13 protein-coding genes and 1 pseudogene are annotated in these 12,223 nt (G+C 63.2%); 5 read left to right on the top strand and 9 right to left on the bottom strand.

Annotation, left to right across the window (positions count from 1 at the left end; genetic code table 11):
* Positions 1-236, bottom strand: a pseudogene (locus tag DQG19_RS20935) (hypothetical protein); the annotation flags it as partial.
* A gap of 70 nt (positions 237-306) precedes the next feature.
* Positions 307-1,128, bottom strand: a complete 822-nt coding sequence (locus DQG19_RS15075; protein ID WP_157974536.1) for a universal stress protein — start codon at positions 1,126-1,128, stop codon at positions 307-309.
* 104 nt (positions 1,129-1,232) lie between these two features.
* Between DQG19_RS15075 and DQG19_RS15070 the strand changes: the two genes are divergently transcribed.
* The 3 genes from DQG19_RS15070 (at position 1,233) to DQG19_RS15060 (ending at position 3,385) form a co-directional block, all read left to right on the top strand.
* On the top strand, positions 1,233-2,426 hold the full coding sequence (locus DQG19_RS15070) for a GNAT family N-acetyltransferase (protein WP_116127102.1): 1,194 nt from the start codon (positions 1,233-1,235) through the stop codon (positions 2,424-2,426).
* 180 nt (positions 2,427-2,606) lie between these two features.
* Positions 2,607-2,837, top strand: a complete 231-nt coding sequence (locus tag DQG19_RS15065; RefSeq protein WP_157974535.1) for a hypothetical protein — start codon at positions 2,607-2,609, stop codon at positions 2,835-2,837.
* A gap of 110 nt (positions 2,838-2,947) precedes the next feature.
* Entirely contained in the window at positions 2,948-3,385 is a 438-nt protein-coding gene (locus DQG19_RS15060; RefSeq protein WP_157974534.1) for a hypothetical protein, read from the top strand.
* Here DQG19_RS15060 and DQG19_RS15055 read toward each other — a convergent pair.
* On the bottom strand, positions 3,382-4,263 hold the full coding sequence (locus tag DQG19_RS15055) for a hypothetical protein (RefSeq protein ID WP_116127099.1): 882 nt from the start codon (positions 4,261-4,263) through the stop codon (positions 3,382-3,384). The two genes, DQG19_RS15060 and DQG19_RS15055, sit on opposite strands and share 4 nt — an antisense overlap.
* A gap of 48 nt (positions 4,264-4,311) precedes the next feature.
* On the opposite strand from DQG19_RS15055, the gene trpS reads away from it, so the two are divergent.
* On the top strand, positions 4,312-5,307 hold the full coding sequence (trpS, locus tag DQG19_RS15050) for a tryptophan--tRNA ligase (protein WP_116127098.1): 996 nt from the start codon (positions 4,312-4,314) through the stop codon (positions 5,305-5,307).
* Between the two features lie 246 nt (positions 5,308-5,553).
* Here the strand turns inward: trpS and DQG19_RS15045 are convergent, their stop codons facing one another.
* Complete coding sequence (locus tag DQG19_RS15045; RefSeq protein WP_116127097.1) at positions 5,554-6,867, bottom strand: gluconate:H+ symporter; 1,314 nt, start codon at positions 6,865-6,867, stop codon at positions 5,554-5,556.
* 197 nt (positions 6,868-7,064) lie between these two features.
* Between DQG19_RS15045 and DQG19_RS15040 the strand changes: the two genes are divergently transcribed.
* Positions 7,065-7,289, top strand: a complete 225-nt coding sequence (locus DQG19_RS15040) for a VOC family protein (protein ID WP_157974533.1) — start codon at positions 7,065-7,067, stop codon at positions 7,287-7,289.
* 14 nt (positions 7,290-7,303) lie between these two features.
* On the opposite strand, the gene DQG19_RS15035 is transcribed toward DQG19_RS15040, so the two are convergent.
* From DQG19_RS15035 to DQG19_RS15015, 5 genes are all read right to left on the bottom strand, one after another.
* Positions 7,304-9,349 (bottom strand): 3-deoxy-D-manno-octulosonic acid transferase, encoded by a 2,046-nt coding sequence (locus tag DQG19_RS15035; RefSeq protein ID WP_116127095.1) that lies wholly within the window; start codon positions 9,347-9,349, stop codon positions 7,304-7,306.
* 2 nt (positions 9,350-9,351) lie between these two features.
* Positions 9,352-10,086, bottom strand: a complete 735-nt coding sequence (locus DQG19_RS15030; protein WP_116127094.1) for a hypothetical protein — start codon at positions 10,084-10,086, stop codon at positions 9,352-9,354.
* Entirely contained in the window at positions 10,086-10,913 is an 828-nt protein-coding gene (locus tag DQG19_RS15025) for an NINE protein (RefSeq protein WP_116127093.1), read from the bottom strand. Before DQG19_RS15025 ends, DQG19_RS15030 begins: the two co-directional genes overlap by 1 nt.
* Before the next feature lie 119 nt (positions 10,914-11,032).
* Positions 11,033-11,614, bottom strand: a complete 582-nt coding sequence (locus DQG19_RS15020; protein ID WP_116127092.1) for a hypothetical protein — start codon at positions 11,612-11,614, stop codon at positions 11,033-11,035.
* A gap of 72 nt (positions 11,615-11,686) precedes the next feature.
* Entirely contained in the window at positions 11,687-12,214 is a 528-nt protein-coding gene (locus tag DQG19_RS15015) for a redoxin domain-containing protein (protein ID WP_116127091.1), read from the bottom strand.
* Positions 12,215-12,223: the final 9 nt, after the last annotated feature.

Here is a 12,223-nt window from a genome sequence, read left to right as displayed (position 1 = left end):
CGCTCGCTGCGCTCGCTGGTAGTTCTGTAGTCTCGCTCGCTGCGCTCGCTGGTAGTTCTGTAGTCCCGCTCGCTGCGCTCGCTGGTAGTTCTGTAGTCCCGCTCGCTGCGCTCGCTGGTAGTTCTGTAGTCCCGCTCGCTGCGCTCGCTGGTAGTTCTGTAGTCTCGCTCGCTGCGCTCGCTGGTAGTTCTGTAGTCTCGCTCGCTGCGCTCGCTGGTAGTTCTGTAGTTGGTCAACGTGACTGCTCGGACGCATCAGAAACGTGCGCCTACAGAACTAAAGAACTACAGAACTAAATGACCACCCCTACTCAGCAACGTGCAAAATCAACACCGGCACCTCAGGATGCAGCACCATCTGCTTGGTAGCGCTCTTGTGGAACAGCCCGTCCCAGAACCCACGGTGTTGGGTGACCATGACGGCCAGCTGGACGGGGGTTTTGTGGAGATAATCGACCAGTCCCTTTTGTACGCTGTCGGCGTTGACTTCGACGATTTCGAAGGCGAACTCGGGGTCGGGGTTGTTGAATAGCGGGGCGAACAGCTTTTCGCGTTCCCGGCGGTGCTCGCTGTTGTCGTCGTTGACGTGGACGAAGTGGATCCGCGCGCGGAAGAGGGAATTGAAGTCCATTAGCTTGAGAACGGCCTTGCGGCTCAGGCTCAGGCTGTTGCTGGCGTAGAGGATATGCTTGTATTCGGCGAAGGTGCTGCGCTGAGGGACGAGCAGCACGGGGCAGTGTGCCTTGCTGGCTACGGCCGAAGCGGTGCTGCCGAAGGTTTGCTCCAGGGGGCCGCCGTCGCCGTAGGCGCCGAGGACGATCAGGTCCTGGGGCTGACTTTCGGCGATGATCTTGTCGGCGGGAAAGCCGAGGAGAAGCTCGCTGCGTCGGCGGATGCCATCGAGGGGGGGGTGTTCCTGGAGAAATTCCTGGAGATTTTCCTCCCGGGAGGTCATCAGGTCGGTCACCGGCACGGCGCCGGTCGGGCCGGTAACCGCCGTCTGCGGGGTGAACACGTGAATTACCCGGACTTCCCGGACGCCGGTTTCCCCGGCAAAGGCCTCGGCGTAACGCAGTGCGGAGGCCGATGCGGGGCTGAAATCAACGGGAACGAGAATTCTGTGAATCATGTTTGTACGGGGTAATGGGGGCGAAAGATACTTGGCCGCCACCTTTTCCCGGCAATCCATTCCGGCTTTGAGCTGTTATACAGCCCGACCTCTGCCGCACCGGTATGCATGCATCCTCTCTTTCTCCCCCTTCGGCCGGGCCTCGCGCGCGCGCGTTGCCGGGCGTGGACGGGTGGGAGTTTCACCGTTTCCGCCGACCCGCGGATTTCGCCGGCTGGCCGGCGGCGCCCGCCCGGTCCGACGGGCGCTGGATGGAAGCCGAAACATTGGCCTTCCTGAGCGGCCACCCCCAGGGGTTTTCCACCGAGGGCGTCTGCCTCCGGCACCCGGCCTCGGGGCAGCGCTTGCTGTTGACGGCCCAGACCTTTCGCTTCCGGGTGCGGCAACACGTGCGGCACGCGGCCGGCGGGCGGGTTTCCCGCTGGGATTTGCGGCGGCGGCTGCTCGGACTGGGATCCGCCCGCGTGCTGTGCCTCGGGCAGTTGCTGACTTCCGGCGATTACGCCTACGCCGCCAAAGGGCTCTCTCCCGAACTGCTCACCCGGTTGCTGCTGGCTACGGCCGATGTCCTGGCCGGACCCACCTGCGGTTACCGGGCGGTGGTCATCAAGGATTTAGGCCCGCCCGGCGCACCGGAGGGCTTGCTGTTGCAGGACAGTGGCTTTTTATCGCTGCCCGCCGACCCGGTCATGCACCTCGACCTTACCCCCTTCGCTACGCCGGAGGACTACCTGGACCGCCTCAGCAGCAAATACCGCGTCCGCTACCGGCGGGCCCGTGGCAAGCTGGGCGAACTCGTACGGCGCCGGCTGTCGCCGGAGGAGGTAGGCCATTACCTGCCGCGCCTCTACGCGCTCTACCTGGAAACCAGTCGTGGAGCCGACGTGAACGTGGTCCACCTGCAACCCGACTACTTCGGGTGGCTGGGCCGCAGCGGCCAGTTGCACGCTTACTTCACGCCGGATGCGGAGCTCGTAGGCTTCACCAGCGGACTGCCCAACGGGCCGGTATACCAGGCGCACTTTCTGGGGCTGGAGGAAGCCTATAAGTACAGCCATCACCTGTACCACAATATGCTTTACGACCTGCTGGAAGATGCCATCCGGAGTGGGTACGACAGGCTGGACTACGGGCGTACGGCGCTGGAAATCAAGAGCTCCGTCGGGGCGGAGCCCCGGTACTACGACAGCTGGCTCCGGATCCATCCGCAATGGCTGAACCCCTTCGTGCCGGCTTTCCTTTCGGCGGTATTCACCCCGCCCGCCTGGGAAGCCCGCAACCCGTTTAAGGGTAGATAATGTTGGGTTGATTTTACGATTTTTAACGCTGCTTCGAGCAACCGAAACGGGCGTCCGGGGGTTCCTTAGACCAACAACCGCAGCCACCGAAGCGCCAAAGAATAATTTGCTTAACAGGCAATTTTATTCTATTTTCCACGTCGGTAAAATGGCACGCGATACCAAAGTTAAGACACGGAAATGAGCACCAGAAGAAACTTGAAGCACAAATATCTGAAGACGAAGATCGCCCTCAGTCAGACCATTCAACAACTTCTGGACATTAACCGAAAGCGCCGATACGTCAAGGAAGACCCCCTGCGCGAGCAACGTCTTAACGAGGAACTGAAGGTGCTTAATGCCACCGCCGAGATCCAGGCGCGCACCCTGAAGAGCTATGAGGAAAGTATCCAGGCCCTCGAACGCGCCTGATGCCTGATTTAAAGCCACTTTCACACTAGTTAAACTAAGTGTAAAACCGCCAGCTCCGCCGTTTTTGGCCGCCCCCGGGACGATATTGGAAGCATCCAACGTCCCCCGCCGTGCAGCTGTCCTACTATCCCGTTTTCCTCTTTCTTTTGTTGATCACCTCCTGCTCGCTCGAGGACCGCATCGAGCGGCGCGAAGACCGCCTGGTCGGTACCTGGGAAATAGACCGTGCCTCCTACAAGGGAAACAACGATCTATTCGGGGATAACGTGACTTCGCAATTCTCCGGCGATCGCGTCGAATTCTATCCCGATTACTCCCTGGTGTACGAAACGGGCACGGGGGTTATTTACGATGGCTACTGGTCGATCAATGCCCTGCGCGAACCCGACGACGAGACCGAATTTACCTTCGACGCCGACTTCTTCGACTTCCAGGGGCGCCCCGCCTTTCAGTGGCTGGGTACCATCGACAAGTTGAACCGGCAGCGATTCAAAGTGACCGTGCTGGAGCGGGCCGGTACGCTCCGGTTGCGGTGGTGTCGGCGCTAGCCCCGGCGGCGGTCACGGCGGTCAACGATCACGATCTGCCCGGCAACGAAGAGGTTCTGCAGGAGGATGTACAGCATCGGCCCCAGCACGGTCAGGGGGTTGATGTACTCCAGGGCGATCCAGATGGACAACATGGTGTTCTTCCGTCCCAAGGCCAGGCTGCCTTCCACGCGGTGGCCTGCGGGTGCCAGGCGGCTGCCAAGCGCGAAATTGAGCAGGAGAAGGGCCGCGATGCTGACCGCACACACCCAAATGAAGGCGGCCGGAGTATCGCTCTCGTAGCGCAGGTAATAGGAGAGGCTGCCGGAAGCTACCGCTATGTTGCTGAGGAAAAGAGCGAAGGCGTAGGGTCCGATGCGCCGCAGCGTATTCCGTACCCGCGATGCGTAGCGGCGAACCAATTGCCCCAGCACCAGCGGCCCCGCCACGGTACTGCCGATGGTCCACACCAGGGTGCCCAGCGACCGTAACGACAGTGACACACCGAGCAGTGCCGGCAGGATGATGGGCACCATGAGCGCAAACACGGCATGGGTGACGATGATGGCACCGACCATATAGCCGGCCCGCCGGTTCATCAGTTGGGCCAGTACCGGAGTGATAACGGCCGTCGGTGCGAGACCCATAAGCAACAGCGTGAGGCCGAGGTCGGTGGTGTAGAGACTGCCGAGGTAGTAGGCCGCGAGCCCGAAGGGAAGCAGCAACCCGGCGGCGATCACCTGCTGCCGCGAAAAGATGCTGCGGTCGATGCGGACCTCGAGGAAGGAAAAGAACAACAGGATCATGAGAAACGGCCGCAGGGTGAAGGTGTAGGCCTCCAGCTCCGGGAGTAGCAGTCCGACGGCGAGCGCCACGAGGATGAGTACAGATTTGATCATGGGCCGGGCAAACCTACGCCTAAAGTGTGAGCTTCTTACCTTCGCGCCATGTCCCAGAATAAGACCATCCTCTCCGGCATCCAGCCCACCGGCAAGCTTCACTTCGGTCGCTACTTCGGCGCCGTGGAAAACTGGAAGCGCCTGCAGGAAGAGTACGACTGCCTTTACATGGTCGTGAACTACCACGCCATGACCATGCCCTTCGAAGCCAAGAAGCTGGCCGAGAATACCTGGGAACTTTGCTTCAACCTGCTGGCCTGCGGCATCAAGCCGGAGAACCTCTTCATCCAGAGCCTGGTCCCGGAGCACACCGAGCTCAACTGGATTCTGAACTGCTTCAGTAGCTACGGGCAGCTGACCCGCATGACGCAGTTCAAGGATAAGGGCGGGCAGAACGAAGACTTCATTTCCGCCGGCCTGCTCACGTATCCGGTCCTGCAGGCGGCCGATATCCTCATCTACAAGGCGGGCATCGTACCCGTAGGAAAGGACCAGGAACAACATCTGGAGTTGACGCGCGACATTGCCCAGCGCTTCAACAACTTCGCCGGCAAGGAATTTTTCCCCGTGCCGGAAGCGCTCTACACCAAGGTGCCCAAGGTCATGTCGACGGCCGATCCCACCCGCAAGATGAGCGCCAGTCTTGGCGACAAGCACAACATCGATGTCTTCGCCGACGAGAAGCGTATCCGCAAGCAGATCCGTTCGGCGGTGACGGACACGGGGGGAGACGGCGGGGACGCGGGTGCCATGTCCGCCGGGGTCGCCAACCTGTTCAGCCTGCTCGACGCCGCCGGCCGCTCCGACGAACATGCCGCCCTCATGGCCGATTACGAAAGCGGCGCTCTCCGGTACGCCGACCTCAAGGAAACGGTCGCCGACGGACTGGTCAACGTGGCCAAGAATATCCAGGAACGCCTCACCATGCTCAAGAGCGACCGCCGCGCCGTTAAGGACCAGATCAAGCAGAGCAGCTGGGAGATCCGCCAGCGGGCGCAGGAGACGATGAAGGAGGTGAAGGGGATTTGTGGGTTGGTGCGGTAGTGTCGCTCCCTGCGGTCGCGATTAGTTCGGTAGTTCTGTGGTCTCGCTCGCTGCGCTCGCTCTAGTTCTGTAGTCTCGCTCCCTGCGCTCGCTGGTAGTTCTGTAGTCGAGGGTGAACCTGCTACGGGCTTCGAAATTCCCTCTACAGAACTACAGAACTACAGAACTACAGAACTACAGAACTACAGAACTACAGAACTACAGAACTACAGAACTACAGAACTACAGAACTACAGAACTACAGAACTAAACCCCCATCCCTTCCAGCAAAAAGCACCCCCCCAGTCCGATCAGGCTGACCAGCGTCTCCATGACCGTCCAGCTGCGGAGGGTCTGGGTGACGGTGAGGCCGAAGTATTCCTTGAAGAGCCAGAAGCCGGTGTCGTTGACGTGGCTGCAGGTGAGGGATCCCGCGCCCGTAGCCAGCACGAGCAGCTCAGGAGAAACCACGCCGGTACCCGCCAGGGGCAGGGCGATACCCGCAGCGGTGATGGCGGCCACGGTAGCCGATCCGAGGGTGATGCGGAGAGCGGCCGCGATGACCCAGGCAATGAACAGCGGATGGGCGTTGAAGCCGGACAAAACCTCCACGATGTACTCGCTGGTGCCGCTATCGACGAGCACCTGCTTGAAGGCACCGCCGCCGGCGATGATGAGGAGGACCGCCGCCATGGGGGCCAGTTGGGGACCGACCCGCGACATGAGCGCGGCGATCGACTGCCCGGTCTGACGACCCAACAATACCATCGCGACCACCAGGCCGATGAGTAGGGCCACGGTGGCGTCGCCGACGACCAGCAGAACGGGGGACGCGGCCAAGGCATCGTTTGCGGATTTTAGTACCGCTACGCCGGCGAGAAGGAAGACCGGCAGCAGCGCCGCAATGATACTGGTAGAGAAACTCGGCAGCCGGGCGGGGAGCTGGGAGTTATCCAGGTCGATCGCCCCGCGGGTCTGCGGCATATTCCGGAGGGTGCGGGCGAATAGCGGCCCGGCAATGATCACTGAAGGGACGGCCAGAATGAGTCCGTAGACCAGCACCCGACCGATGTCGGCGCCGTAGGTATCGGCAATTAGTACCGGGGCGGGGTGGGGCGGCAGAAAACCGTGGGTGACGGAGAGCGAAGCCACGGCAGCCACGGCCACCATGGCGAGGGGCAGACCGGTCTTGCGGGCGGTGGCGAACACGATCGGAGCCATCATGACGAAGCCTACCGAGTAAAATAGCGGGATCCCGATCAGAAAGCCCACGAGGCACAGCCCCCATACCACCCCGCTTCCCTGGCTGTTGCCCACGAGCCGGTCGGTGATCACCTGCGCGGCGCCGGTTTCCTCGATCACGCCGCCGAGAACCGCCCCGAGGCCGAGAATGAGCGCCAGGCCCCCCAGGGTGCCGCCCACCCCGGAGGAAACCGCGGCCAGCGTAGCCTCGGCGGGCATGCCCAGCGCGAGGCCCGTGCCGACCGCCACCAGGACGAGCGCGACAAAGGGGTGCCATTTGAGGAATACAATGAGGCCCAAGAGGGCAAGGACGGCGATAAGGGTAATGATGATCGGCATGCTGGTAAGATATACCGGAGACCGTCGGTCAGGAAATCCGCGGGCCAACCCGTCCTCCCGGCGAGGCTGGAATCGGCCCGGAATTCCCTACTTTTTGGACATCGGATGTCCTGGACATCCGATGTCCAAAACGGCGAGCACCGCGCTAAGCCCGCTTCCTGGGTCCGGACGGAGGTTCCACCTTCTCGGTCCATGCCGTGGAGCGGTTGGCTGAGGGCGAAGGGGTCTACGTATACTTTGAGTGCCCGGACCTGGACGAACGCGTGGTGCGCCTGCAGGAAGCTGGTGTGATCTTCGACGAGCCGGCCAGCGACCGCAACTGGGGCTGGAGGGAGGCACGGTTGCGCGATCCGGACGGCAACCGCCTTATCCTGTATTTTGCGGGGGCGATGCGCTTCCACCCGCCCTGGCGGGTGGGGTAGGCCATCGGTGGCCGCTAGCGGGAAAAGAGTCCGATCAACACCAAACTCCGTCCCCGCGCCCGCACCACCTCCACCCGTACGGAATGGGCCGCGGCGGCCGGATTATCGTATTCGATCATGGGAAAGGGGTCCGGGTCGTCGTCGGCCCGGACGATCTCGAGGGCAGCGTTGGCCAGGAAAAGGTCGAGATTCTGCAGGGTCTCGCCGCCGGTTGCCGCGATGAACGAGCGGCCCGCGGGCAGCTGTACGTTGTCGATGGTGGTGCCCTCCTCGTCGTCGAGCAGCGCGCCGAATACCGACCACGTCCCCGGCTGTACACCGAAGCGGCGGGCCCCGCCGGCCGCGCGTACCGCCCCGGCCGCGGCCGCGAACTGCTGGCTGATCTGGCGGTAATCGTCCGGACGGATATCGCGGCCGAAGGACTGTAGCAGTCCCAGGCTCACGAAGGCCGTAGTATCGCGCCCCCCCAATAGGTGAAGCTGCAGAGAGTAGACACCGCTGGTATCCACGGCGACCTCGACGACCGGCGTTTTGTCGTCTTCGGTATCCTCTTCAATGACTCGCCCGGCCGGATCGCGCAGAAATAGGTCTATATCGATCGCGGAGGACTCCGCCGAGGCAATGAATACGTACTGCCGCCCGGCTTCGAGGGGCACGTCGAGGGAGATCGTGCCGTTGCGGGGGAGTTCGGCGGCCGCCAGGCAGAGGCCGGGCCGCCACTCCAGACCGGAGACGGAGGCCATCAGGTTACACTTGGTGAAGGTGCCGTCGAGAGCATCCAGCATCCGGTCCGCCTGCGACCAGTGCTGGGCCTGTACCGGCAGCGCCAACAGCAACAGCACCAGGAGGCGGAGCAGGGCCTCGGCGGTCCGGCGCCCCGCCCCCCGGTTTTCGTTCCGGTAGGCAAGCTGGGCCTTATGACTTTCCGCGTAGGCCGCCGGCCCGTCCAGCTCCTCTAGCACGCGCGTCAGTTCGTCCGGGGTACGTACGCTGAAGGCTCCCCCCCGGCGGATCGCCTCCCCCGCCTCCGGAAATTTGTGGTGCTTCGGCCCGAAGAGGACCGGCAGGCCGTAGCTGAGGGGTTCCAGGGTATTGTGGAGGCCACTGCCGAAGCCGCCGCCCACGTAAGCTACCCGTCCGTAGCGGTAGGCCCGGCTAAGGATGCCGACGGTATCCAGGATAAGTACCGAGCGACCGGTAGCGGGGCCGGTGTAGCGGTCGGCGTTGAAGGCTGCCCGCCAGGCTTCGATTTCCTCTTCCCGCAACTGGTGGGGGGCCAGCACTAATCTCCAGTTTGATTGTAGGGATGGCCAGGCGTCCTGGATCAGGGCTACGTCGTCTGGCCAGACTGAACCGGCAAACAGGACCGGGCCGGGAGCGGCAAAGGCCGCCAGCCGCTCATCGTGGAAGGGGGTGATTGCGAGTTCGGCGGTGCGATCGACCCGCGGATCGCCGGTGACCGTCGTATTGTGGTAGCCGTAGCGTGCGAGCAATCGGGCGTCCTCGTCCGTCTGTACGCAGAAGTGGGTAAAGGCATCCAGCATCCCGCGCCACCAGCCGCCGAAGGAGCGGAAAAAGGGCTGGTCGGCCCGAAAGCGGCCGGCGACCAGAAAGGTAGGCACGCCGTTACGGCGCAGCGCCGCCAGGTGGTAGTGCCAGAACTCGTACTTCACGAAGACGGCCAGCCGGGGCCTTAGCAGCGCCTGCCAGGCGCGCGCGGCGGCGGGGGTGTCGACGGGCAGGTAGGCGACAACGTCGGCCTCCGGGGAGTCGTGGCACCGCTCGTAGCCGCTGGGACTGAAAAACGTCACTACGGTTGCCCACTCCGGGCGGCACTCCCGCAGGGCCCGCAGTACCGGCAAGCCCTGCTCGAATTCGCCAAGGCTCGCGGCGTGCAGCCACAGCACCGGCCGGCCCGCGGCGTGGAGGGCCCGGATGGCGGGGGAGACGTCCTGCTGACGACCCCGGACCCACTTGCGGGCGCGCTCGTGCCCCAGGCGGGCGGCGGTACGAATGCCCAGGTGGTAAGCCCCCAGGCCGGTGCGGTAGAGCCACTCCATGACTAGTAGTAGATATTACGGCCCTCCCCGCGGTAGATGGGAATGATGATCCCGGCGCGCAGTCCAAGCACGGCGTCTAAGCGGGAATTGCTGGGAGGCGGGCCGTTGTCCGGCACGTCGAAGTTGCGCAACTGCCGGGTACGGGCGGCGGTGAGTTCGGCACCCGCGTAAAAATTGAGTCCCGAACCGGGTACCAGCCGCTGGTATCCGACGAACTGATAGAGCGCCGGGCCTCCGGCCAGACGATCGTAGCCGGCCCGGTAGGGGGTATCGAGTTGGGGCACGAACTGCACGGGGTCATCCTGAATACGGATGTGGCTGAAGAAGTACCCCAGACCGGTGGTCAGCTGTAGGCCGGCGCGGGGATTATCTCCGAGGGGCAGGGTATAGCCGGCGCGCGGTCCGATGAACCACTGCCGCTGGCGCAGGCTCACCTGGGCGGGTTGCCGCTGATTACCGATGATGAAGCCGGCGTCGGTGCGCAGGCCGGCGAGTACGTCTTCGCGGACCGTATTGCCGAATCCGAACTGCGCCATCACCCCGAATTGCCAGCGACTCTGCGGGCGGGTGAGGTCGAGGCCCCCGCCGATGGCAAAGCCGTTGCCGTAGCGGTCCGCCAGGTCACCGGCGGAGTGGAAGACCCCGTAGCTGAGGTGGGGCAGTAAGGCCGCGTCGGTCGCCTGGGCGCCGGCGGTGAGGGCGGCGATCAGCAGGCCGCAGCACAGGTACCACCGCATCAGCCCAGCAGTTTTTCCCGCTGGGTACGGTATTCAAGGGCGGTGAGGATTCCCGAGTCATGAAGCTCGCGGAGGCGGGCCATCTGCTCGAGTAACTCGTAGTTGGCATCGGAGTCGCCGACCGTCTCGTCGGCGGCGGGACCGTCGGCACGGGCCTGCTCGTGGGCCGGTCGATCGGTCCGTTCGACCAGGTTCAGCTGGCGAAAGTTGTTGCGGCGGAATTCGCGGTAGGCGGCGCTTTCGCGCAGGTGCCGTAGGGCCGGGTGCTGCTCGATGCGTTCGGGCCGTGGCAACTGGTAGGTGACGGCAACCTCCAGCGCCTGGAGGGCCCGGGGGAACTGATTCTGCAGGGCGAAACAGCACGCCAGGTTAAAGTGTGCCACGGGATCCTGCGGAGCCTGCTGTAGCGCCTCCTGGAAAGCTTCGCTGGCGAGGTCGTAATCCCCGGCGCGGTAATACTTGATGCCCTCGGCTTTCAGGTCGCGAAGGCTGGGCGGCGCGGTCTGGCCGGGCTGGAAGGTAGGGCGGTTGCTGCGCTTGGGATAGCTGTAGCCCTGGGCCACGAGAGCTTCCGGGTCGTATTTGGCCGCCCAGCGCTCGTAGGGCGTGGCCCAGAATACGATGGCGGTAATGAGCGGAGCCAGCACGAAGCCGACCATAATGAACGGTAACGGCATCTCGGGACCCTCCTCGGCCAGGGCCGCCACGATCATCCAGAAGCCCAAAAATTGCACGGCACCCCGAAAGGGTTGACCGAGGTAGAAGCGGTGTACCCCAAAGATGCCCAGGAAGAAGGCTAAGAATCCGGCAAGGTCTTTTTTGAGCATGGCGCGGCGGAAAGCGGGCTAAGATGCGGTTAAGGTACGGGTGACCGATGGGGTAACGCAGTGAATTTGCCGAGGGTTGTTTCCCTATCCGACGAATACGCGGTATGCCTCGACCGGGGTCACAGTCGCCGGCGCTTACGCAGGCTCCGTTCGTTGAATTCGGCCACGATCTCGTGCATGTTCCGGTACCGGTACCCGCGGCTGCCGATCTTGTCGGCCAAGGCCGGACTGGCCTGGCGGAAGAATTGGCGCAGCGTCCGCTTGTACCCCATACGGGCCACCGGCAGGAACTTCCCCTCCCCGTACTCGAAGTAGTATTCCGGGGGTGGATCGCGGAACAGGCGTAACATCCGGTCGTCCAGCCAGGAAGCTCCCCCCTGCGGTAGACGGAAAAGGGTGATGCCGCGGCCCTGGACCTCCTCCTGCAGGAAATACCAGAGGCCCTCGTGGCGCCGGCTGACGAAGCGCATCGCCTCACCCTCGTAATTAAAGCCGAAGCCCTTTACCAGGAAGGGATGAATGACGTATTCATCGCCGAAATCGTTGGTGAACGTGATGGTGTTGCCCCCCGGTGAATACTGAAGGATATTCAAGTAACCGGTAAGTTGGTACCCATCCCGGGTCAGCAGGAAACCCCGAAAGGAATCCGCGAACCCGGGAGCGGCCACCAGCAAAAAAGCAAGGAGGTAAAGGTGCCGCATAGTTTACATTTTGCTTTCCCAATTTAGCAATTTTCGCCATGCGTTGGCTACCGTGCGCCGGTGAAAAGTCGGCTATTGGCCAAGAAGCGGCGCTACCGCCGCCCGAACGTCCGGCAGCGTCCGCCAGGGCCGCCGGTAGATGTAGCGCAGCGGTCCGCGGTACACGAAGGTGGTGGGCAGGGAGCCGTCCCACTTTTCATCAAGGTCACGCATCCAGCCGGGGCTTTCGTCGGTCAGCACTACGGTGGGTAACTTGATGCCGCGCCCGGACAGGTACTCCGGGATGCGCGCGATCGCCCCCGGCTCGGTGTCGAGACTTACCAGGATCACGCGCAGCGCCTCGTCCGCCGTGCGCCCGTCGGACAGTTCCTGCAGCAGGGGAAGCTCCTCCAGGCAGGGCTTGCACCAGGTGGCCCAGAAATTGATCAGGTAGGTGGTATCGTTGGTTTGCGCGAATAGGGGCGCGACCGCCTCATAGGTAGCGTATACGGGTGGGGTGCCATCGGCGGACAGGACATCCGATACCGGCGGGGCGGGTGGCGCCTCGGAAGTACAGCCGGCACAGATCGCCAGCAGGGTGAAGAGCAACAGGGGGCGCATGGGAGTATA

Origin of the sequence: Lewinella sp. IMCC34183 (genome assembly GCF_003390915.1) — a bacterium.
Lineage (GTDB): Bacteria > Bacteroidota > Bacteroidia > Chitinophagales > Saprospiraceae > Neolewinella.
Note: the sequence above shows the minus strand (reverse complement) of the source record. Positions and strands in the feature narration are given on the sequence as shown.